18 protein-coding genes are annotated in these 22857 nt (G+C 74.2%); 10 read left to right on the forward strand and 8 right to left on the reverse strand.

The window, feature by feature from the left end; translation table 11 throughout:
• Positions 1-16: 16 nt before the first annotated feature.
• From VM636_RS03795 to VM636_RS03815, 5 genes are all read right to left on the reverse strand, one after another.
• On the reverse strand, positions 17-562 hold the full coding sequence (locus tag VM636_RS03795) for a GNAT family N-acetyltransferase (protein WP_030418770.1): 546 nt from the start codon (positions 560-562) through the stop codon (positions 17-19).
• A 66-nt stretch (positions 563-628) separates the two neighbouring features.
• The gene (locus VM636_RS03800; RefSeq protein WP_030418769.1) at positions 629-1549 is read right to left on the reverse strand and encodes an LD-carboxypeptidase; all 921 of its coding nucleotides are present in this window, start codon (positions 1547-1549) and stop codon (positions 629-631) included.
• Positions 1546-3498 carry an LpqB family beta-propeller domain-containing protein gene (locus VM636_RS03805; RefSeq protein ID WP_234312514.1) on the reverse strand — a complete coding sequence of 651 codons (1953 nt, stop codon included), beginning with the start codon at positions 3496-3498 and terminating at the stop codon, positions 1546-1548. The genes VM636_RS03800 and VM636_RS03805 overlap by 4 nt, the downstream gene beginning before the upstream one ends.
• Positions 3499-3595: 97 nt before the next feature.
• On the reverse strand, positions 3596-4966 hold the full coding sequence (locus tag VM636_RS03810; RefSeq protein WP_338483265.1) for a M20/M25/M40 family metallo-hydrolase: 1371 nt from the start codon (positions 4964-4966) through the stop codon (positions 3596-3598).
• On the reverse strand, positions 4959-5792 hold the full coding sequence (locus VM636_RS03815) for a M55 family metallopeptidase (protein ID WP_030418766.1): 834 nt from the start codon (positions 5790-5792) through the stop codon (positions 4959-4961). Before VM636_RS03815 ends, VM636_RS03810 begins: the two co-directional genes overlap by 8 nt.
• Before the next feature lie 396 nt (positions 5793-6188).
• Here VM636_RS03815 and VM636_RS03820 point away from each other — a divergent pair, with 396 nt between their 5' ends.
• Positions 6189-7118 (forward strand): hypothetical protein, encoded by a 930-nt coding sequence (locus VM636_RS03820; protein ID WP_338483268.1) that lies wholly within the window; start codon positions 6189-6191, stop codon positions 7116-7118.
• A 51-nt stretch (positions 7119-7169) separates the two neighbouring features.
• Here the strand turns inward: VM636_RS03820 and VM636_RS03825 are convergent, their stop codons facing one another.
• Both VM636_RS03825 and VM636_RS03830 read right to left on the reverse strand, forming a co-directional pair.
• A complete protein-coding gene (locus VM636_RS03825; protein WP_053914230.1) occupies positions 7170-9587 on the reverse strand; it encodes an MFS transporter in 2418 nt (805 codons plus the stop codon).
• Positions 9588-9741: 154 nt separating this feature from the next.
• Positions 9742-10188, reverse strand: a complete 447-nt coding sequence (locus VM636_RS03830) for an SRPBCC family protein (protein ID WP_030418763.1) — start codon at positions 10186-10188, stop codon at positions 9742-9744.
• A 195-nt stretch (positions 10189-10383) separates the two neighbouring features.
• On the opposite strand from VM636_RS03830, the gene VM636_RS03835 reads away from it, so the two are divergent.
• The 4 genes from VM636_RS03835 to VM636_RS03850 all read left to right on the forward strand — a co-directional run bounded on the left by VM636_RS03835 (position 10384) and on the right by VM636_RS03850 (position 14306).
• Complete coding sequence (locus tag VM636_RS03835; protein WP_030418762.1) at positions 10384-11448, forward strand: Rv2578c family radical SAM protein; 1065 nt, start codon at positions 10384-10386, stop codon at positions 11446-11448.
• A gap of 296 nt (positions 11449-11744) precedes the next feature.
• Positions 11745-13328, forward strand: a complete 1584-nt coding sequence (locus VM636_RS03840; RefSeq protein WP_030418761.1) for an alpha/beta hydrolase — start codon at positions 11745-11747, stop codon at positions 13326-13328.
• A 55-nt stretch (positions 13329-13383) separates the two neighbouring features.
• Positions 13384-13782, forward strand: a complete 399-nt coding sequence (locus VM636_RS03845) for a RidA family protein (protein WP_338483272.1) — start codon at positions 13384-13386, stop codon at positions 13780-13782.
• A 20-nt stretch (positions 13783-13802) separates the two neighbouring features.
• Positions 13803-14306 (forward strand): GNAT family N-acetyltransferase, encoded by a 504-nt coding sequence (locus VM636_RS03850; RefSeq protein ID WP_078855747.1) that lies wholly within the window; start codon positions 13803-13805, stop codon positions 14304-14306.
• Between the two features lie 21 nt (positions 14307-14327).
• Here VM636_RS03850 and VM636_RS03855 read toward each other — a convergent pair whose 3' ends face one another.
• On the reverse strand, positions 14328-14912 hold the full coding sequence (locus VM636_RS03855) for an adenylosuccinate lyase (RefSeq protein ID WP_030418758.1): 585 nt from the start codon (positions 14910-14912) through the stop codon (positions 14328-14330).
• A gap of 425 nt (positions 14913-15337) precedes the next feature.
• On the opposite strand from VM636_RS03855, the gene VM636_RS03860 reads away from it, so the two are divergent.
• The 5 genes from VM636_RS03860 (at position 15338) to VM636_RS03880 (ending at position 22857) form a co-directional block, all read left to right on the forward strand.
• The gene (locus tag VM636_RS03860; protein ID WP_338483276.1) at positions 15338-17143 is read left to right on the forward strand and encodes a 3-hydroxybutyryl-CoA dehydrogenase; all 1806 of its coding nucleotides are present in this window, start codon (positions 15338-15340) and stop codon (positions 17141-17143) included.
• Positions 17144-17279: 136 nt separating this feature from the next.
• Positions 17280-18095, forward strand: a complete 816-nt coding sequence (locus tag VM636_RS03865) for a TetR family transcriptional regulator (protein ID WP_037857521.1) — start codon at positions 17280-17282, stop codon at positions 18093-18095.
• 386 nt (positions 18096-18481) lie between these two features.
• Positions 18482-19819 (forward strand): crotonyl-CoA carboxylase/reductase, encoded by a 1338-nt coding sequence (gene ccrA, locus VM636_RS03870; protein WP_030418755.1) that lies wholly within the window; start codon positions 18482-18484, stop codon positions 19817-19819.
• Between the two features lie 9 nt (positions 19820-19828).
• A complete protein-coding gene (locus VM636_RS03875; RefSeq protein WP_030418754.1) occupies positions 19829-21856 on the forward strand; it encodes a protein meaA in 2028 nt (675 codons plus the stop codon).
• The gene (locus VM636_RS03880; RefSeq protein ID WP_051821206.1) at positions 21853-22857 is read left to right on the forward strand and encodes a CoA ester lyase; all 1005 of its coding nucleotides are present in this window, start codon (positions 21853-21855) and stop codon (positions 22855-22857) included. The genes VM636_RS03875 and VM636_RS03880 overlap by 4 nt, the downstream gene beginning before the upstream one ends.

The raw sequence follows: 22857 nt of genomic DNA on the forward strand, positions 1-22857 counted from the left end.
CGCCGGACGTCCGGGCTCAGGCGGGGCCCTCCGCGGTACGGGCCCAGCGCTGGTGGTCGCGCCAGGCCCCGTCCACGAAGAGCATCTTCGGGGAGAACCCCTCCAGCCGGAAACCGCAGGCGCGGGCCAGGCCGGCCGAGGCGGCGTTGCCCGGCTGCACGTTGATCTCCAGCCGGTGCAGCCCCATCGCGCCGAAGGCGTGGCGGACCACCAGGTCCAGTCCCTCGCGCATCAGGCCCCGGCCGGCCGCGTGGGCGAAGGCGCCGTAGCCGAGCGCCCCGCTGAGGAAGCCGCCCTCGACGATGTTGTTGATGTTGATGAAGCCGGCGATGCCGCCGCCGTCCTTCTCGCAGACCAGGAACCCGGCCCGGGTGGGGTCCCCGGTCAGCCGGGTGGCGTAGGCGGCGTACGTGTCGGCGCGGTCCGGCGGGAAGAGCCAGGGGCGGTGCAGGTCCCGGCTCTCGCGTACCCGCGCGGTGAACTCGGGGCCGTCCTCGTGGGTGAGGTGCCGCAGGACCACGCGGGGGCCCTCGGCGAGGTGGCGGGGAGCGGAATGCGGCATCCCGCCACCCTACGACGGCCCCCCGGCCACGCTCCGCGAGCCCCGCCCCGCCACCCCGGCGGGCCCTCAGCGCAGCGCCGGCGCGTCCAGTGTCAGCGTCCCCGCGCCGGCGTCGAGTTCGGCCGCCGTGCCGAAGGGCACCGTCAGCGCCCCCGCCCCGTGCCCGAAGCCGACGCCCTCGGCGACCGGCACGCCCAGCGCGCCGAGCCGGTCGGCGAGCATCTCCCGCAGCCCGGCCTCCGCGCACCCCTCCCAGGAGCCGAGCAGCACGCCCCGGACCCCGTCCAGCCAGCCCGCCCGCAGCAACTGGGTCAGACAGCGGTCCAGCCGGTACGTCTCCTCGTCCACGTCCTCCAGGCAGAGCAGCCCGCCGCGCGCCGAGGGGCGGGCGAGCGGGGAACCCAGTTCGGAGGAGAGCAGGGTCAGGCAGCCGCCGAGGGTGACCCCGCGCGCCCGCCCGGGGACCAGGGCCCGGCCGGCCCAGGCGAGGGTGCGCACCGACTCCGGGGCGAACAGCGTGGCCCGCAGGTGCTCCCGGGCCCGCTCGGTGCCGAGGAAGTCGACCCCGGCGGCCATCGGACCGTGCAGGGTGACCAGCCCGAGCCGGGTCGCGAACGCCTCGTGCAGCGCCGTGATGTCGCTGAAGCCGACGAAGACCTTCGGCCCGGCCGCCCGCATCGCCTCCCAGTCGAGCAGGTCGGCCATCCGCTGGGCGCCGTAGCCGCCGCGCGCGCACAGGACGGCGTCGACGGCGGGATCGCACCAGGCGGACTGGAGGTCGGCGGCCCGGTCGGCGTCGGTGCCGGCCAGGTAGCCGAAACGGGGGTGCCGGTCCAGGACGTGCGGGGCGACCACCGGGTCCAGGCCCCAGCCGCGCAGCACCTCGACCCCGGCCCGCAGCCGCTCCCCGGGCACGGGCCCGCTGGGCGCGACGACCGCGACCCGGGCGCCGGGGGCGAGCCGGGCCGGGCGGGTCAGCTCCCTCATCCGGACAGCTCCAGCGTCGGCACGCCGGGCGGGTTCAGGCCGAAGACCTGGGCGTAGAGGGAGAGTTCGGCCTCCAGGGCACGCACCATGGTCTCCGCCCGGCGGAAGCCGTGGCCCTCGCCCTCGAAGGCGAGGTAGGCGTGCGGCACCCCGCGGCCCGCCATCCGCTCCAGGAAGCGCTCGCACTGCACGGGCGGGCAGATCGCGTCGTCCAGTCCCTGGAGCAGCAGGAACGGGGCGGTGATCCGGTCGGCGTGCTCGGCGGGCGAGCGCTCCGCGTACCGCTCGGGCACCTCGGCGTAGGGGCCGACCAGCGTCTCCAGGTAGCGGGACTCGAAGTCGTGGGTCTCCCCGCTGCCCCATCCGGCGAGGTCCAGGATCGGGTAGATCACCGTGCCGCAGGCGTACACGTCGGTGGAGGCCAGCGAGGCCGCCGCGGTCCAGCCGCCCGCGCTGCCCCCGCGTACGGCGAGCCGGTCCCGGTCGGCCAGCCCCTCGCCGGCGAGGGCGAGGGCGACGGCGGCGCAGTCCTCGACGTCGACGATGCCCCACTGTCCGCGCAGCCGGTTGCGGTAGGCGCGGCCGTACCCGGTGGAGCCGCCGTAGTCGACCTCGACGACGCCGATGCCGCGCGAGGTGAAGTAGGCGATCTCCAGGTCGAGGACGAGTGGCGAGCGGTGGGTGGGCCCGCCGTGCGCCCACACCACGTACGGCGGCAGCTCGCCGGCGGGGCCGGTGCAGCCGGGGTGGTGGGGCGGGTAGAGGTGGGCGTGGATCTCGCGTCCGCCCGGCCCGGTGAAGGTGCGGGCCTCGGGCCGCGGGTAGTGCGCGGGGTCGACGGCGTCGTGGTGCGGTGCGCCGATCACGCGGGTGCGGCCGGTGCGGGCGTCCAGTTCGACGACCTCGTAGCCGCGGTGCGGGCCCGCCCCGACGGCGGCGATCCGCTCGCCGTGGGCGGCCAGCGTGGGCGCGAACTCGGTCCAGGGGCCGGGCGCGTCGACGACCTCGCCGGTCTCCGGGTCGAGGATGCCGAGGGCGGCGGCGCCACGGCCGTGCACGACGGCGATCAGCCCGTTGTCGAGCGGGGCGAACCAGCGCTGGCCGATCTTCCACAGCGCGTCGGCGAACTCCTCCTCGCGGGGGCACAGCGGTGTCCCGTCGCGGTAGAGGTTCCACCAGCCGGTGCGGTCGGAGGCGTGGAGCAGTTCCCCGGCGGCGGTCCAGTCGGCCTGGGCGACGGACTCCTCGGGGCCGCCGGCGACAACCCGCGGTTCCCCGAAGACGCCGTCGGGGCCGATCCCGGCGACGAGCAGTTCGGTGCCGTCCCAGGGCATGCGCGGGTGGTCCCAGGCGATCCAGGCCGCGCGCCGCCCGTCGGGCGAGACGCGGGCCCCGGTCACGAACCGGTGGCGGTCGTCGGTGAGTTCGCGGACGGCGGCCCGGTCGTCGGCGGCGGAGCCGTCGAGGGGGACGGCGGCCAGGACACGGCGCACGTCGCCGGGGCCCTCGCCGGTGAACTCCTCCAGGACGCACCAGACCTCACCGCGTTCCGGACGGGGCTGCGGGTCGGCCCACCGCAGTCCGCCGCCCACCGGGGAGAGGGGGGTCAGCGGGCGCGGCTCGGTCCCGGGCGACCAGGCGTACAGCCGCTGGTCGTCGAAGTGAACGAAGACCGCCCGCGGCCCGTCGTCCGCCGTGAAGGCGCCCCAGGCCCGGCCGCCGTACTCGATGACGCGGCTGCGCACGTTCCACGGGGCGGGGAGCACCGCTTCCTCCGTGCCGTCGCCGCGGCGCCGCACCAGGGTGCGCCGGCCGCCCTCGGCCGGGCGGGGCGCGCTCCACCACACCTCGTCGCCGACGAAGCCGACGTCCTCGGGGCGCCCGTCGTGCGCGGCGGCGGTCTCCGCGCCGATCGGCGAAGGCCACGATCCGTACGCCAGGGTCTGCACTGTCCGTCCCACTCCTCTCACTCCACCCGCGCGCGTCACTGCACCCGCGCGCGCCGCTCGCCTTCCGCGCGAGCGCTGCCGTCTGCGGTCCCGTGCGCTAAGCCGTGCGCAGGAACCGGTCCAGGACGTTGACACCGAAGTGCAGCGCCTCGACGGGGACGCGTTCGTCGACGCCGTGGAAGAGGGCCTGGTAGTCCAGGCCCTCCGGCAGCCGGAGCGGCGCGAAGCCGTAGCCGGTGATGCCGAGGCGGGAGAACTGCTTGGCGTCCGTGCCGCCCGACATGCAGTACGGGACGACGTGCCCCTCGGGGGCGAACTCCTCGACGGCGGCGCGCATCCGCGCGAAGGTCGGCGAGTCGACCGGCGCGTACAGGGCGGGCTCGCGGTGGTCGAACTCCCAGTCCACGTCGGGGCCGGTGAGCCGGTCCAGGGTCTCGCGGAACTCGTCCTCGCCGCCGGGCACGAAGCGTCCGTCGACGTGGGCCACCGCCTCGCCGGGGATCACGTTCACCTTGTAACCGGCGTCCAGCATGGTCGGGTTGGCGCTGTTGCGGACGGTGGCCTCGACCAGGGCGGCGGCGGGGCCGAGCTTGCGCAGCAGGACGTCCACCTCGGCCGGGTCGGCGCCGACGCCGTCGGGGCCGGTCTCGATGCCGTACAGGGCGGCCAGTTCCTCCAGAGCGGCCCGCACGGTCGGGGTCAGCCGCAGTGGCCAGGAGTGGTCGCCAATGCGGGTGATGGCCGCCGCGAGCCGGGTGACCGCGTTCTCGCGGTTCACCTTGGAGCCGTGCCCGGCCCGGCCGCGGGCGGTGAGCCGGAGCCAGCCGGTGCCGCGCTCGCCCGCCGCGATCGGGTAGATCTGGCGGCCCGCGCCGTCGTGGAAGGTGAAGGCGCCGGACTCGCTGACCCCCTCGGTGCAGCCCTCGAACAGCCCGGCGTGCCGGTCCGCGAGGAAGCCGGAGCCGTCCTCGGCGCTGGCCTCCTCGTCGGCGGTGAAGGCGATCACGATGTCCCGGCGAGGCCGCACGCCGTGCCGGGCCCAGGCCCGTACGACGGAGAGGATCATGGCGTCCATGTTCTTCATGTCGACCGCGCCGCGCCCCCAGACGACGCCGTCGCGGATCTCCCCGGAGAAGGGGTGCACGCTCCAGTCGGCCGGTTCGGCGGGCACCACGTCGAGGTGACCGTGGAGCAGCAGCGCGTCGGCGCCGGGGTCGGTGCCCTCGATGCGGGCGACGACGTTGGTGCGGCCCTCGGTGCGCTCCAGCAGGGTCGGTTCGATCCCGGCCTCGGCGAGCCGTGCGGCGGCGTACTCGGCGGCGGGCCGTTCGCGGCAGTCGCCGCCGCCCCGGTTGGTGGTGTCGATGCGGATCAGGTCGGAGGTGAAGCGGACCACCTCGTCGAGCGCCCGCGCGTCCGGTGCCGGGCCTGCGGGGGTCGTCGGGGTCGGCGTCTGCTGCTCAGCCATACTGCTCCTCCACGGCGGCCGAGGCGATCGTGGTGACCGCCTTGAAGGTCCGGATGGCCTCGAACATGGTCTCGTGGGTGTACGCGACGCGGCGCTCCCCGCTGCGAGCCACGCCGGGCACGACGGTCGAGGCCGCCGCCAGGTGCTCCGCGTCGAACTCGACCTCCACGGTGAACGGCCCGCCGGCCACCGGCTCCCGCCGCCCGGCCAGGGCGGTCGCCCGTGCGGCCGCCTCGCGGATGTCGGCGGCGGTCCGGGCCGGGGTACGGCACACGGCGGCGTAGCGCGAGACGTGGTCCTTGACGGCGACCTTCATCGCCTCGGGCGCGTAGCCGAGCGCGTCCTCGCAGGCCACGTCGTCGCCGGTGACCAGCACGACGGGCACCCCGTACTCGGCGACGACGTGCGCGTTGAGCAGGCCCTCGCTGGCGCGGACGCCGTTGAGCCAGACGCCGGTGATCTGGTTGGCGAGGTAGGTGTGGGCGAGGACGCCCTCCATGCCGGCGCCGCCGTGGTAGCCGATGAAGGCGATGCCGTCCACGTCGCCGTGTTGCACGCCCTCCACCATGGACAGCTCCTTGTGCCGTCCGGTGAGCATCTGCACCCGCTCGTCGAGCCGCTCCAGCAGCAGGTTGCGCATGGACCAGTGGGCCTCGTTCACGAGGACCTCGTCGGCGCCGCCGTCGAGGAAGCCGAGCGCGGCGGCGTTGACGTCCGAGGTGAACATCGGACGGCACCGTTCCCACTGCGGCGTCCCGGGCAGCACGTCGGCCGGCCAGGTGACACCGGTGGCGCCCTCCATGTCGGCGCTGATGAGGATCTTCATGATGCGCCACGTTACGCCCCGGTGCAAGGGCCTGCCAGGAGCGCCCCCGCCCCCGTTCCCGGGCGGCCCGCCGCCCGGCCCCCGCACGCCCCCGCACGAAGGAACGGGAGGTCAGGGAAGCCGTCCCCCGACTCCTGATCACGGGAACAGCGCGTATCCGCCGGACGATCGGCCGTGTGTGATCACGCGCCGAAACGGGACCTCACGCCGGAAGGACGTCGATCCGGCCTGTCGATCCGGCCCGTTCCACCGGAGGCGCATCGGTGTCCGGGGCCGCCTGCGCCGGCATCCCGGACGGCGGCCGGTACGGGGAGCGGTGCGCCCGCGGGGCGCCTCGGGCGACGGTTCCCGCTGCTAGCTTGCTCCCGACACATCGTCCCGAGTGAGGAATGGCCCATGCCGGATGCCAGGGTCGCGCTGGTCACCACCGGGCCACGCCCGGAAATCGCCACGGATCACGATCTGCCGCCGCTCCTGGCGGCCCTGCACGAGACCGGCGTCGCCGCGGAGTCCGCCGCATGGGACGACCCCGACGTGAACTGGGCCGGCTTCGACCTGGTGCTGATCCGCTCCACCTGGGACTACACCTGGCGCAGGGAGGCGTTCCTCGACTGGGCGGAGCGGTGCGCCCGGATGACGACGCTGCTCAACCCGCCGCCGGTGGTGCGCTGGAGCTCCGACAAGTTCTACCTCGCCCGGCTCGCGGAGGCCGGGGTCCCGGCCGTCCGCACCCGCTACCTGGCCCCCGGCGCCGCCGTGGAGCCCGCCGCCGTGCTGCCGGCCGACCACGAGTACGTGATCAAACCGGCGGTGGGCGCCGGCGCCCGGTACGCGGCGCGCTACCGGGCGGGCGACCGGGACACCGCCCTACGGCACATCGGCCACATGCACGCCGAGGGCGTCACGGCCATGGTGCAGCCGTACATGGCGCGGATCGAGACCGGCGGCGAACGGGCCCTGGTCTTCCTCGGCGGCACCTTCCTGCACGCCGTGCGCAAGAAGGCGGTCCTCGGCACCGGCGTGCCCTTCGACCACCGCAAGGTCGCCCACCCCAGCCTCGAACCGTGGGTGCCCACGGCGCGCGAGCGCGAGGTGGCCGAGCGCGCCCTCGCGGTGGTCCCCCACGCCGAGGACGTGTTCTACGCCCGGGTCGACCTGGTCGACGACGACGCGGGCCGGCCGGTGGTGATGGAACTGGAGCTGATCGAGCCCAACCTCTTCCTGTTCGTGCGGCCCGCCTCCCTGCCGGTGGTCGCGCAGGCCGTCGCCGCACGGGCGCGGGACGCCCGCCGCGCGCCCGGACAGCCGGTCGCCGGGCACATCTGACCGGCGGCCGGGACGGGTGGTGGCGCACATGGCGGGCGGGGCGCCGGGGCGTCAGTCCTCGTGGCCGAGCTGGAGGTCGCGTTCGGTACGGCCGCCGCCGGCCACCTGGAGCACGGTCGCCACCGGCGGATAGCCGGCGGCGATGACGGTGTACTCGCCGGACGACAGGTCGATGAAGCGGAAGGTGCCGTCGGGCCCGGTGGTCAGCGTGTCCACCACGTTCCCGGCGGCGTCGAGCAGCGTCACGCGGGCGTCCTCCACGGCCCGGCCGCCGTTCGCCCGTACCGTGCCGCGCAGCACCGCGCCGCCGGCCAGCTCCACGTCCTGGCGGGTCTCGCGGGCGGCCTGGACGCTGACCGGCAGGGCGGCGGGGCGGAAGGCGGGGGCGCTGGCGGCGAGGGTGTACTCGCCGGCCACCAGCTCGGTGATGACGTACCCGCCCTCCCGGCCGCTGCGGGTGGTGGCCACGACCTCGCCGTGCACGTTGGTGAGGGTGACGGTCGCGTCCCGCACGGGGCTGCCGTCGGCGGTGAGCACGCTGCCGGCCAGGCGGCCCGCGCCGCCGAGGACCACGTCCAGCTCGACCGGGCGCTCGCCGACGGTGACCGACACGGCCTGCGGCTGGTGCCCGCCGGCGGCCGCGATCAGGACGTAGGAGCCGGAGCCGGGCGTGGACAGCGCGTACCGTCCGTCGTCCCCGCTGGCGCCCCGGCCGATCTGCTGCCCGCCGACGTCGATGAGGGTGAGCGCCGCCCGCGGTACGACGGTGCCGTCCGGGTGCTGCACCGTGCCGCAGACCGGGATGCCGGCCGCGTAGGGCGAACGGGCCTGCGGGACCTGTGCGGTGGCGTGCCGCGGGGTCTCCGGCGCGGAGACGGGGGCGTTGTGGGACACCAGGGGTTTCTCCTTGAGGAAGAAGGCGATGATCAGGCCGGCGACGAGCACCGGCACCAGGTACAGGAAGATGCGCGGCATCGCCTCGGCGTAGGCGGCGACGTAGGCGTCGCGCAGCGCGGGCGGCAGGCCGTGCACGAGTTGGGGGGTGACCGACTCGGCGCCGGGTCCGGCCTCCGCGCCGGCGGGCAGCCGGCCGGCGAGGGCGTCGGTGAGCCGGTTGGCGAAGAGGGTGCCGAAGACGGCGGCGCCGACGCTGCCGCCGATCTGCCGGAAGTAGTTGTTGGCGCTGGTGGCGGTGCCCAGGTCGGCGGGGCGCACGGAGTTCTGCACGGCGAGGACCAGGACCGGCATCACCATGCCGATGCCGGCGCCGAGGACGGCCATCCAGAGGCTGTAGTGCAGCCGGGGCGTGTCGGCGTCGAGCAGCGAGAGCAGCCACATGCCGACGGCGGAGAGCAGGCCGCCGAGGACCGGGTAGACCTTGTACCGCCCGGTGCGGCTGATGAGCTGGCCGGAGACGATCGAGGCGCCGACGATGCCGCCCATCATGGGGAGCATGAGCAGGCCGGAGGCGGTGGCGGAGGCGCCGTCGACCATCTGGAGGAAGGTCGGCAGATAGCTGGCGGCGCCGAACAGGGCGACGCCGACGACGAGTCCGATCAGCCCGGTGACGTTGAAGACGGAGTCGCGGAAGAGCCGGAGCGGGATCAGCGGTTCGGGGGCGAAGTGCTCGGCGACCAGGAAGAGCACGGTGGAGACGGCGGCCCCGGCGGCGAGGCCGAGGATGACCTCGGAGTCCCAGGCGTACTCGGTGCCGCCCCAGCTCGTCAGCAGCACCAGGCAGGTGGAGGCGGCGGCGAGCAGGAGGGCGCCGACCACGTCGAGGCGGGCCCGGGTGCGGGGCCGGGGCAGTTTCAGGACGACGGCGACGACCGCGAGGGTGACCAGGCCGAAGGGGACGTTGATGTAGAAGCACCAGCGCCAGGAGAGGTGGTCGGTGAAGTAGCCGCCGAGGAGCGGCCCGGCCACCGAGGCGAGGCCGAAGGCGGCGCCGATGAGGCCCATGTACCGGCCGCGTTCCCGGGGCGGCACGATGTCCGCGATGATCGCCTGGACGCCGATCATCAGCCCGCCCGCGCCGACGCCCTGCACCGCGCGGAAGGCGATGAGCTGGTCCATCGTCTGCGCGCGCCCGGCCAGTGCCGAGCCGACGATGAAGACGACGATGGCGAACTGGAAGACGCCCTTGCGGCCGAAGAGGTCGCCGAGCTTGCCGTAGACCGGCAGGCCGATGGTGGCGGTGAGCAGGTAGGCGGTGATCGCCCAGGACATCTTGTCGAGGCCGTGCAGCTCGCCGACGATCTTCGGCAGGGCGGTGGCGACGATCATCTGCTCCAGCGCCGCGAGGAGCAGCGCGAGCATGAGCCCGAGGAAGACCAGCCGGACCCGGCGCGGGCTCAGTTCCGCGCCGGGCTCCGGCGCGGGTGCGGACGGCCCCCGGGGCGGGTCCGCGTCCGGGGTGTCCGGGGGCGCGGAGACCGGCTCGTCCTGCACCAGAGTGATCCCGCCCACGTATCGCTCCCCTCGTCGCGCCTGCGCACTTCTGCCGCCTGCGGCGACAACTGCGAGCGAGTGCGACAAGTTACGGTGCGGGACGTGAACACCTGAGGATCACTCGAACCGGTGAGGGCGGCGGGCCAACGCGCCCCGGGTCACGGCCTCTTGACTACTTCTTCTCGACCTCGGCGGCCAGCTTGGCGAGCATCGCGTCGTAGATCCGGCCGAGGCCCTTGGGGGCGAAGGTCCGCTCGAAGAAGCCGCCGATGCCGCCGGCGCCCTGCCAGGTGGTGGTGACGACGACCCGGGAGGAGCCCTCGCCGGCCGGCGTGACCCGCCAGACGGTGACCATGGAGGAGTTGCGGTCCTTCTCGACCAGTTCGCCGTCGGTCGGCTCGGTGACCTCCAGCAGGCAGTCGCGGACGCGCTTGCTGGTGGCCTGGAGCTTCCAGTGGACGAGGGTGCCCTCCCCGTCGCCGCCCTCGCGGACCTCGTACTCGCTGAAGTGCTCGGGCAGCAGCTTCGCGCGCGTGCCGGCGTAGTCGGCGAGGGTGTCGAACACCGTCTCCGCGTCCGCCGCCACGATCCGCTCCGTCGTCGCCTCGACCTGCGCCATCGGGTTCCTCCAGGGCCTGTTTCTCGGGGTCGGGGCAAGCCAACCACCCCGCTGCCCGGCCTCCAAATCGGGGGGCGCGCGGCGGGCGGACCGGGTGCCCCGGGGGCCGTCGGGCGCGCGGGCCGGGGGACACGCGCGCACGATCATGGGAACAGATGTTCTATTGTGGCGCGCAGTGCTACCGAGGAGGCGCCGATGCGCTGGGAGAACCTCACGGACTCCGGCCACACCAGGACCGCCGACGCCGCGCTGTTCGGCGCGGACGCGGTGACGGTCCGTACCGTCGACACGCCCGAGTTCCAGGGCATCACCTTCCACGAGGTGCGGGCCCGTTCGATCCTCAACCGGGTGCCGGGCGCCTCGCGCATGCCGTTCGAGTGGACGGTGAACCCCTACCGGGGCTGCACGCACGCGTGCGTGTACTGCTTCGCCCGCAAGACCCACGGCTACCTGGACCTCGACACGGGCCTCGGCTTCGACACCCAGATCGTCGTCAAGGTCAACGCGCCGGAACTGCTGCGCCGGCAACTGGCCTCCCCCGGATGGCGGGGAGAACACGTGGCGATGGGCACCAACGTCGACTGCTACCAGCGCGCCGAGGGCCGCTACCGCCTGATGCCGGGCATCGTCACCGCCCTGACCGAGCGGGCGAACCCCTTCTCGATCCTGACCAAGGGCACGCTGATCCTGCGCGACCTCGACCTGCTGACGCGGGCCGCGCGGGTGACGGACGTGGGCGTCTCCGTCTCGGTCGGCTTCACCGACACCGAGCTGTGGCGCACCGTGGAGCCGGGCACCCCCGCCCCGGAACGGCGGCTGGAGGTGGTGCGCGCGCTGGGCGCGCGGGGTCTGGGCTGCGGGGTGCTGATGGCGCCGGTCCTGCCCTACCTGAGCGACGAGCCGGCCCAGTTGCGGGCGACGGTCCGGGCGATCGCCGCCGCGGGGGCCACCTCGGTGACGCCGCTGGTGCTGCACCTGCGGCCGGGGGCCCGCGAGTGGTTCATGGCCTGGCTCGGCCGCCACCGCCCTCACCTCGTCCGCCGCTACGAGCGCCTGTACGCGGACGGGGCCTACGCCCCCACGTGGTACCAGCGCCGGGTCACCCGCCAGGTCCACGAACTCGCCCGCGAGTACGGCATGGGCCCCACCACCCCCGCCGGACCCCGCCGCCCCCACCGACCGTCCCCGACGGGACCGGCGGCACCGGCGGCACCGGAGGACCAGACGCCCCCGGAGCCGGTGCAGCTCTCCCTGCTGTGAAGACCCGGCCGCGAGGACTCCGGGCCGTCCGGGTGAGGCGCGGCCGGACGCCCGGCGGAACCCGCGGGCGCCCGGCCGCCGCGGGTGCCGGCCGGGCCGAGGCGCCCGCGACCGGCCCTGACGTCCCGTGGCCTCCCGCCCGCCGCCGCTGACCGGCCGCGGGCATTCGGGGGCATCCGGGGGGCCGTTCGGGCCACGTCGGCGGCGGGGGCGTCGCCCCGGCGGCGGAGTCCGGGACGATGCGGCGGGGACCGCGAGCCGCGCGGTCCCCTGCCTCTCCGTCCCCGGGAGACTCCATGAGACAACGCGCAGCCGTGCTGTGCGGGGCCGCCGTCATCGCCGCCGGATCCGTCACCGCCCTGCCCGCCCAGGCGAGCGCGCCGCACGCCGCGGCCACCCCTCCCCCCGCGAGCGCGGCGCCCGACTGGCGCGCGTGCGGCACCCCCGGCCACCCGACGCTCCAGTGCGCGTCCCTGACGGTGCCCCTCGACCACGACCGTCCGGGCGGCAAGAAGATCACGCTGGCCCTCTCCCGCGTGCCCCACACCTCCGCGACGTACCAGGGTCCCCTGCTGGTCAACCCCGGCGGGCCGGGCGGCAGCGGGCTGACGCTGGCCGGTTTCGTGGCGTCCGCGCTGCCCGCCGAGGTCGCCGCCCAGTACGACGTCATCGGCTTCGACCCCCGGGGCGTCGGCCGCAGCGAACCGGCGCTGGACTGCCTGCCGGGCCACTTCGGCCCCGTCCGCCCCGACCCGGTGCCCTCCGCCCCGGGCGTCGAGGAGGCCAACCTCGACCGGGCCGCCGCCTTCGCCGCCGCCTGCGGCGAGCGGCACGGCGAGCTGCTGCCGCACATGGGCACCACCGACGCCGTGCGCGACATGGACGCCCTCCGCGCGGCGCTCGGCGCGCAGCGGCTCAACTACTTCGGCTACTCGTACGGCACCTACCTCGGCGCCGTCTACGCCAAGCGGTACCCCGACCGCGTACGGCGCCTCGTGCTCGACTCCGTCGTCGACCCCACCGGCGTCTGGTACGAGGACAACCTCGGCCAGGACCGCGCCTTCGAACACCGTCACCGTGCCTTCATGGCGTGGATCGCCAAGCACGACGGCGTGTACCGGCTCGGCACCGACCCGGACCGCGTCGAGGCCGCCTGGTACGCGATGCGCGCGGCGCTCGCCCGCGAGCCCGCCGAGGGCCGGGTGGGCCCGGCGGAGCTGGAGGACACCTTCCTGCCGGGCGGCTACTACAACGGCTACTGGCCCGCCCTGGCCGAGGCGTTCGCCGCGTACGCCCGCGACGGGGAGAGCGGACCGCTGGTCGAGGCGTACGAGGACTTCGGGGCCGCGGGGGCCTCCGACGACAACGGGTACAGCGTCTACACCGCCGTGCAGTGCCGGGACGCCGGCTGGCCCCGGAGCTGGGGGCGGTGGCGCGCGGACAGTTGGGCGACGCACCGTGAGGCGCCCTTCATGACGTGGAACAACACCTGGTACAACGCGCCGTGCGCGTTCTGGCCGGTCCCCGCGCGAAGGCCCGTGGACGTCACCAACGGCGCGCTGCCGCCCGCCCTGCTGTTCCAGGCGACCGGCGACGCGGCCACCCCCTACGACGGCGCGGTCACCCTGCACCGGATGCTGCGCGGCTCGCGCCTCGTCGTCGAGGAGGGCGGCGGCAACCACGGCGTCACGCTGAGCGGGAACGCCTGCCTGGACCGGCACCTGACGGCCTATCTCGCCGACGGCACCCTGCCGAGCGGCAGCGGCGAGGCGGACGCGGTCTGTCCGGCGCTGCCCGATCCGCGGCCGCTGGGGTCCGAGGCCGCCCCGGCCTCCTCGCGCGGCGCGGCCCTGCACGGGCTGCTCGCTCCGCGCGGCTGACCGGCGGGCCGAAAAGGGCGGGACTCCGGCCGGAACCATGGGACATGATGCCCTCATGAGCGACCTGACCAGGATTCCCGCCCCCGACGGCGTCGCCCCCGCCGCCCAGTACGCCCACGTCGTCTCCGCGACCGGCCGCCTCGTCGCGGTCTCGGGCCAGCTCTCGCTGGACGAGGAGGGCCGGATCGTGGGCGAGGGCGACGCGGCGGCGCAGGCCGAGCGGGTCTTCGAGAACCTGCGCCGCTGTCTGGCCGCGGCCGGCGCCGGTTTCGACGACGTGGTGAAGCTGACCTACTTCGTCACCGACATGGCGCACATGCCGGCCATCCGTGCCGCCCGCGCCGCGCACATCCCCGACGAGCGGCTGCCCGCCGCCTCGGCGGTGCGGGTGGCCGGCCTGGTCCGCCCCGAGTTCCTGATGGAGATCGAGGCGCTGGCGGTGGTCGCCCCGTGAGCGGTCCCACCGTGCGCGCGATGACACCCGCGGACTGCGAGCGGGTGGGCGAGATCCGCGTACGCGGCTGGCAGTGGGCCTACCGGGGCCTCGTGGCCCGGTCCTACCTCGACGGGCTCGACCCCGCCGAGGACGCCGAACGGCGCCGCGCCCTGCTCGCCGGGGCGGCGCCCGGCGTGGAGAACCTGGTCTCCGCGGACCCGGACGGCACGGTCACCGGCTGGATCTGCCACGGCCCGTACCGCGAGGGCGACGCCACCACCGCCGACGCCGAGGTGTACGCGCTCTACGTCGACCCCGGGCGGGCCGGCACCGGCATAGGCCGGGCCCTGCTGGAGACCTCCCTGAACCGGTGCGCCGCCGCCGGGTACCCGCGCGTCCTGCTGTGGGTGCTGAAGGGCAACGCCCGCGCCCGCCGCTTCTACGCACGGGCGGGCTTCCGCGCCGACGGCGCCGAGGAGTCCTTCGAGGTGGACGGCGCGGCGGTGGCGGAGGTGCGGTACGCGCGGGCGCCGGCCGGCTGAGGCGGGCGCCGCGTCACGGCCTCAGCCCCGCCCGGCAAGGCGCGCCAGCGCCCCCGTCGCCGCCTCCGCGAGGGCCGGGTGGGCCTGCGCCTCGCGGAGCACCGGTGCCGCCCGCGCGTCGCCGAGGGCGCCGAGGCCCTCGACGCAGGCGAGCGCGACCCGGCGGTACGGATCGTGCGGGCGCAGTCTCCGCTCCAGGGTCGTGATCAGCGCGGGCACGGACTCCGGGGCCCGTAACACCGTCAGCAGGCGCACCGGCTCGAGGGCGTAGGCGACGCGCAGTTCGTTGGTGGCGAGGGCGGCGGCGGCCCGTGCGGTACGCGGGTCGCCGAGCCGCGCCAGCGCCTCGGCGGCGGCGGCGCAGCGGGGCGGGTCGCGGTGGTTGAGCAGCAGCACCAGGGACTCGAAGGCCCGCCGGTCCCCTGCCGAGCCCAGCCGGAACGCGGCCAGTTCGCGGGCCCACAGGGGGTGTCCGGGCTCGGTGAGCACGGCCGCCAGTTCGTCCGGTCCCGCGCCCTCCGCCAGGCGGTCGCAGACCGCGCGGGCGCCCGAGGCGTCCGCCTCGGCCCGTGAGCGTTCCGTGAGCACGCGCAGCTCTTCGTCCATGACAGGAGGTTAGACACCTCACGCCACCTCTGGGACGCAGATCACGAACACCGGGGGCTGGCGCGCTCGTTACCGGGTGGTTAAGCTCAGACGAGCGAGTTACCCACTCGCCGCACTCCGCACGGCGGTCTGGTGACGCGGCCGGCCGTGACGGGACGTGCTCCGCCGTCCGACGGCGGGGGACGTCGGCGCGGAGCCCCCGGGCACCGCGGTGCGACCCGGCTCCGGGACAGGGCCGGCCGGTACGGCGCCGTGGCGCGGACGTGTGCGCGTCCGCCCCGACGGCACCGGGCGCGTGCGCCCGGCACGGCACCACCAGCACCCTCTTTTCCCTCACTGTGCTCTCCCGCACTTCCCGCACCCGGTGCGCCGTCCGGCGCATCCGGGCGCCTCCCGTCGTCACCCCTCATTCCTGGAGTCCCGCGATGGCCGCTCCCCTGTCCGACACCCCCCTGTCCCCGCTCCGGACCGTCGCCGTGGTCGGCCTCGGCACCATGGGCACCGGCATCGCCGAGGTCCTGGCCACGGCCGGCCGCGACGTCGTCGGCATCGACATCAGCGAGGCGCAGGCCGTGCGTGCCGTCGCCGCGCTGGAGTCCTCCACCGCCCGCGCCGTCGCCCGCGGCCGGCTGACCGAGGACGAGCGCGCGGAGGCGCTCGCCCGGCTGCGCACCGCCACCGATCTGCGGGCGGCGGCCGACGCCGACCTGGTGATCGAGGTCGCCCCGGAGTCGTACGAGGTCAAGCAGCGGATCTTCCGGGAGCTGGACGGGATCGTGCGCCCGGACACCGTCCTGGCGACCGGGACCAACGCCCTGTCGGTGACCCGGCTGGCCGCCGACTCGGCCCGGCCCGAGCGGGTGCTCGGCATGCACTTCTTCAACCCGGCCCCGGCGATGCGGCTGGTGGAGGTCGTCTCCTCGGTGCTGACCTCGCCGGCGGCCGTCACGGCGGTCACCAACCTCGCCCTCGACCTCGGCAAGGAGCCCGTCGCGGTGGGCGACCGGCCCGGTTTCGTCGCCGACGGGCTGCTCTTCGGCTACCTCAACCAGGCGGCGGCGATGTACGAGTCGCACTACGCCACCCGCGAGGACATCGACGCCGCGATGCGCCTGGGCTGCGGGCTGCCCATGGGCCCGCTGGCGCTGCTGGACCTGATCGGGGTGGACACCGCGCGCACCGTCCTGGAGGCGATGTACGCGGCCTCGCACGACCGGCTGCACGCCCCCGCGCCGATCCTGCGCCAGCTCAGCGAGGCGGGCCTGACGGGCCGCAAGGCGGGGCGCGGCTTCTACACCTACGAGGCGCCGGGCAGCGCGACGGTGGTGCCGGACGCCGTCTCCCCGCGCGAGACGGAGGTCGTGGTGCGGGGGCGTACGGTGCGCACCGTCGGTGTCGCCGGTTCGGGCACGATGGCATCCGGCATCGCCGAGGTGTTCGCGAAGGCCGGGTACGAGGTCGTCCTCGCCGCCCGCAGCGCGGAGAAGGCGCGGGCGGCGAAGGACCGTATCGGCGCCTCCCTGGCGCGGTCGGTGGCCCGGGGGCGGCTGAGCGACGAGGCCGCCGCCGGGACGCTGGCCCGGATCACGCCGGCCGGGAGCTACGACGACTTCGCCGAGGTGGACCTCGCGGTGGAGGCGGTCGCGGAGGACCTGGAGGTGAAGCGGCAGCTCTTCGCCACCCTGGACAAGGTGTGCCGGCCCGGCGCGGTCCTCGCGACGACCACCTCCTCGCTGCCGGTGGTGGCGTGCGCCCGCGCCACCTCGCGTCCCGGGGACGTGATCGGGATGCACTTCTTCAACCCGGCCCCGGCGATGAAGCTGGTCGAGGTGGTCCGCACCGTGCTGACCGAGGACGAGGCGCACGCCACCGTCCGGGAGGTCTGCGCGACCCTGCGCAAGCACCCGGTGGACTGCGGGGACCGGGCCGGGTTCATCGTGAACGCGCTGCTGTTCCCGTACCTCAACAACGCGGTCAAGATGGTGCAGGAGCACTACGCGTCGATGGACGACATCGACACGGCGATGAAGCTGGGCGGCGGCTACCCGATGGGCCCCTTCGAACTGCTGGACGTGGTGGGGCTGGACGTCTCGCTCGCCATCGAGAAGGTGCTGCACCGCGAGTTCCGCGACCCCGGGCTGGCCCCGGCGCCGCTGCTGGAGCACCTGGTGGCCGCGGGCTGCCTCGGCCGCAAGTCCGGCCGGGGCTTCCGCGAGCATGCCCGCCGCTGACCGGCTGGGCGCCTGGTTCCGGTCCGCCGAGGACTGGGGCGGACTGCTCGACCCGGCCGGCTCTCCCCCGCCCCGCGGCGGCGGGGGAGAGCCCGGTCGCGCGCACCGCCGGGCGCGCATGCAGTACGTTCGGGGCATGTCCCAGCCCGCCAGGACCCCACGTACCCCCGCCACGTCCGACGCGCCCGAGAGCGCGGCCGGCAGCCGAGCCGCGGCGCAGCGGCTGAAAATGCGCCGGGAGCTGGCGGCCGCGGCGATGGAGCTGTTCGCGACCAAGGGCTACGAGGCGACCACCGTCGACGAGATCGCGGCGGCGGCCGGCGTCGCCCGCCGCACGTTCTTCCGCCACTTCCGTTCCAAGGAGGAGGCGATCTTCCCGGACCACGACGACACCCTGGTGCGGGCCGAGGCGGTGCTCAACGCGGCCCCGGCGCACGAGCATCCGCTCGACACGGTGTGCCGCGGCATCAAAGAGGTCATGAAGATGTACGCGGCCCGGCCGGAGATCTCGGTCGCCCGCTACCGGCTGACCCGTGAGGTGCCCACCCTGCGGGAGGCGGAGATCGCCTCGGTCGCCCGCTACGAGCGGCTCTTCACCCGGTACCTGCTCGGCCACTTCGACGAGCACGCGCACGACGACGACGCCAACGACGACCCGCTGCTGGCGGAGGTCGCCGCGTCCGCCGTGGTCACCGCCCACAACCATGTGCTGCGGCGCTGGCTCAGGGCGGACGGGCAGGGCGACGTGGAGGCACAGCTCGACCACGCCTTCGCCATCGTGCGGCGCACCTTCGGCACCGGCATCGGCGCGGGGCGCGGCAGTTCCGTACGCGCCTCCTCCCCGTCGGCCTCGGCGACGGCGCAGGGCGAGGTGCTGGTGACGGTCGCGCGCACCGACGCGCCGCTGGACGAGGTCATGCGCACCATCGAGCAGGCGCTCAGGGACCGCTGAGCGCCTTTCCGCCCTGTGATGACGGCCACCCTCCGGGTGGCCGTTTTTGCATGTCAGCGCCCCTTTTGGGGCGCGCCGGAGGGCCCTTTCGATCGATCATCGCTCATCTGAAGGGTAAAGATTTCATCTGAGTGCATTCTCTGGCACTCAGTGCCTTGCGGGGTGACACGCCGTGTCATACGTTGAAGGTGTCCGGGCTGTCCCCGCGAGCGATCGCCCGCGCGTCCGGACGCCTGCGTCACAGGCACCCTCCCGCGCCACCCAGCGCCGCCGAACAGCACCACAGCCGCACACCCTCGGCACCTCACCCACCCTCAGCAGCACCGCCACACCCCTCTCAGCGCCCCTCCCTCAGGGCGCTCACCGCCGGAGGCAACACCGTGACCGTGAAGGACATCCTGGACGCGATCCAGTCGCCCGACTCCACACCGGCCGACTTCGCCGCCCTGCCGCTGCCCGAGTCGTACCGCGCGATCACCGTGCACAAGGACGAGACGGAGATGTTCGCCGGGCTCGCCACCCGCGACAAGGACCCCCGCAAGTCCCTGCACCTGGACGAGGTGCCGGTGCCCGAACTGGGCCCCGGCGAGGCCCTGGTGGCCGTGATGGCCTCCTCGGTCAACTACAACTCCGTCTGGACCTCGATCTTCGAGCCGCTGTCGACCTTCGGCTTCCTGGAGCGCTACGGCCGCGTCAGCGACCTGACCCGCCGGCACGACCTGCCGTACCACGTCATCGGCTCCGACCTCGCGGGCGTCGTCCTGCGCACCGGCCCCGGCGTCAACTCCTGGCGGCCGGGAGACGAGGTGGTCGCCCACTGCCTCTCGGTGGAGCTGGAGTCCAGCGACGGCCACAACGACACGATGCTCGACCCCGAGCAGCGCATCTGGGGCTTCGAGACCAACTTCGGCGGCCTCGCCGAGATCGCCCTCGTCAAGTCCAACCAGCTCATGCCCAAGCCCGCCCACCTGAGCTGGGAGGAGGCCGCCGCCCCCGGCCTGGTCAACTCCACCGCCTACCGGCAGCTCGTCTCCCGCAACGGCGCCCAGATGAAGCAGGGCGACAACGTCCTGATCTGGGGCGCGAGCGGCGGACTCGGCTCGTACGCCACCCAGTTCGCGCTGGCCGGCGGCGCCACCCCGATCTGCGTCGTCTCCAGCGAGCGCAAGGCCGAGATCTGCCGGCGCATGGGCGCCGAGCTGATCATCGACCGCAGCGCCGAGGACTACCGCTTCTGGAAGGACGAGCACACCCAGGACCCCCGGGAGTGGAAGCGCTTCGGCAAGCGCATCCGCGAACTCACCGGCGGCGAGGACGTCGACATCGTCTTCGAGCACCCCGGCCGCGAGACCTTCGGCGCCAGCGTCTACGTCACCCGCAAGGGCGGCACCATCGTCACCTGCGCCTCCACCTCGGGCTACGACCACAGCTACGACAACCGCTACCTGTGGATGTCGCTCAAGCGCATCGTCGGCTCGCACTTCGCCAACTACCGCGAGGCGTGGGAGGCCAACCGCCTGGTCGCCAAGGGCAAGATCCACCCGACGCTCTCCAAGGTCTACCCCCTGGAGGAGACCGGCCAGGCCGCCCACGACGTGCACCGCAACGCGCACCAGGGCAAGGTCGGCGTGCTCTGCCTCGCCCCCGAGGAGGGGCTCGGCGTCCGCGACCCCGAACTGCGCGCCGTGCACGCCGAGGCCATCAACCGCTTCCGGAACGTCTGAGGCCGCGGGATGAGCGAGCGTCACAAGGACCGGCCGTGGCTCATGCGCACGTACGCCGGGCACTCCACGGCCGAGGCGTCCAACGCCCTGTACCGGCGCAACCTGGCCAAGGGCCAGACCGGCCTGTCGGTCGCCTTCGACCTGCCGACCCAGACCGGTTACGACTCCGACCACGTCCTCGCCCGCGGCGAGGTCGGCCGGGTCGGCGTGCCCGTGGCGCACGTCGGCGACATGCGCCGGCTCTTCCAGGACATCCCCCTGGAGCAGATGAACACCTCCATGACGATCAACGCCACCGCCATGTGGCTGCTGGCGCTCTACCAGGTCGTCGCGGAGGAGCAGGGCGCGGACCTCGCCAAGCTCCAGGGCACCACGCAGAACGACATCGTCAAGGAGTACCTGTCCCGGGGCACCCACGTGTTCCCGCCCGGACCGTCGCTGCGGCTGACCACGGACATGATCGCGTACACGGTGTCCCACCTGCCGAAGTGGAACCCGATCAACATCTGCAGCTACCACCTCCAGGAGGCGGGCGCCACGCCCGTCCAGGAGATCGCGTACGCGATGTCCACCGCCGTCGCGGTGCTCGACGCGGTGCGCGACTCCGGGCAGGTGCCCGAGGAGCGCATGGGCGACGTGGTCGGCCGCATCTCCTTCTTCGTGAACGCGGGCGTCCGCTTCGTCGAGGAGATGTGCAAGATGCGTGCCTTCGGCGTCATCTGGGACCGCGTCACCCGGGAGCGGTACGGCATCGAGAACCCCAAGCACCGCCGCTTCCGCTACGGCGTCCAGGTCAACTCCCTCGGCCTGACCGAGGCGCAGCCGGAGAACAACGTCCAGCGGATCGTGCTGGAGATGCTGGCCGTCACCCTCTCCAAGGACGCCCGCGCGCGGGCGGTGCAGCTCCCGGCCTGGAACGAGGCGCTGGGCCTGCCCCGCCCCTGGGACCAGCAGTGGTCGCTGCGCATCCAGCAGGTGCTGGCCTACGAGAGCGACCTGCTGGAGTACGGCGACCTCTTCGACGGCTCGAAGGTGGTCGGCGCCAAGGTGGACGAACTGGTCGAGGCGGCCACGGCCGAGATGGCCCGGATCGAGGAGATGGGCGGCGCGATGGCCGCCGTCGAGTCCGGCTACCTCAAGTCCCGGCTCGTCGCCTCGCACGCCGAGCGCCGGGCCCGGATCGAGTCCGGCGAGGAGAGGATCGTCGGCGTCAACGCCTTCGAGACCACCGAGCCCAACCCGCTCACCGCCGACCTGGACACCGCGATCCAGACCGTCGACCCGGCGGTCGAGGCCCGGGTCATCGCCGCGCTCGGCACCTGGCGGGACACGCGCTACCAGCCGCCCTTCAACCACCCGCGCCCCTGCAAGGCCCTGGAGCGGCTGAAGGAGGCCGCCCGCGGCACCGAGAACCTGATGGAGGCCACCCTCGACTGCGCCCGCGCCGGGGTCACGACCGGCGAGTGGGCGGGGGCGCTGCGCGAGGTCTTCGGCGAGTTCCGGGCCCCCACCGGGGTCTCCTCGGCGCCGGTCGCGGTCCCCGCCGAGCGGGGCTCGGCCCTCGCCCGGGTGCGCGGCAAGGTGGATCTGACCGCCCGCGACCTCGGCGTCGGCAAGCTGCGCTTCCTGGTCGGCAAGCCGGGCCTGGACGGGCACTCCAACGGCGCCGAGCAGATCGCCGTACGGGCCCGCGACGCCGGGTTCGAGGTGGTCTACCAGGGCATCCGGCTCACCCCGGAGCAGATCGTGGACGCCGCGCTCGCCGAGGACGTGCACGCGGTGGGCCTGTCCATCCTCTCCGGCTCCCACGCCCGGCTCGTGCCGGACGTGCTGGAACGACTGCGCCAGGCGGGCGCCGCCGACATTCCGGTGATCGCCGGCGGGATCATCCCGAACGGCGACGCCGAGCAGCTCAGGGCCGCGGGAGTCGCCGCGGTCTTCACCCCGAAGGACTTCGACATCACCGGGATCATCGGCCGTATCGTCGACGAGATCCGCAACGCGAACAAGCTCGACCCCCTGGAGGTCCCCGCATGACCGCCCACTCGTCCCCCGAAGCCGCCCTGCCCGGCGCCGCCCGGCCCGTCGACCGCCTCCGCCCCCGCCGTTCCTGTCTGGCGGTCCCCGGGAGCAACCCGCGCTTCCTGGAGAAGGCGCAGGGGCTGCCGGCGGACCAGGTCTTCCTGGACCTGGAGGACGCGTGCGCGCCGCTGGCCAAGCCGGAGGCGCGGCACACGATCGTGAAGTTCCTCAACGAGGGCGACTGGAGCGGCAAGACCCGGGTGGTGCGGGTCAACGACTGGACCACCGAGTGGACCTACCGCGACGTCGTCACCGTCGTCGAGGGCGCCGGGCAGAACCTGGACTGCATCATGCTGCCGAAGGTGCAGGACGCGCAGCAGGTGGTGGCGCTGGACCTGCTGCTCACCCAGATCGAGAAGACGATGGGCTTCGAGGTGGGCCGCATCGGTATCGAGGCGCAGATCGAGAACGCGCGGGGCCTGAACAACGTCAACGAGATCGCGCAGGCGTCGCCGCGCACCGAGACGATCATCTTCGGGCCGGCGGACTTCATGGCGTCCATCAACATGAAGTCACTGGTGGTGGGTGAGCAGCCGCCGGGTTACCCGGCGGACGCCTACCACTACATCCTGATGAAGATCCTCATGGCCGCCCGCGCCAACGATCTGCAGGCGATCGACGGTCCCTACCTGCAGATCCGCAATGTGGACGGTTTCCGGGAGGTGGCCACCCGGGCCGCCGCGCTGGGCTTCGACGGCAAGTGGGTGCTGCACCCGGGCCAGGTGGAGGCCGCCAACGAGGTGTTCTCGCCCTCCCAGGAGGACTACGACCACGCGGAGCTGATCCTGGACGCCTACGACTACTGCACCTCCGAGGCGGGCGGGAAGAAGGGCTCGGCGATGCTCGGCGACGAGATGATCGACGAGGCGAGCCGGAAGATGGCGCTGGTCATCGCGGGCAAGGGGCGTGCAGCGGGCATGCGCCGGACCGGCAAGTTCGAGATCCCGGAGGGCTGA

This window comes from Streptomyces sp. SCSIO 75703 (genome assembly GCF_036607905.1).
GTDB lineage: Bacteria > Actinomycetota > Actinomycetes > Streptomycetales > Streptomycetaceae > Streptomyces.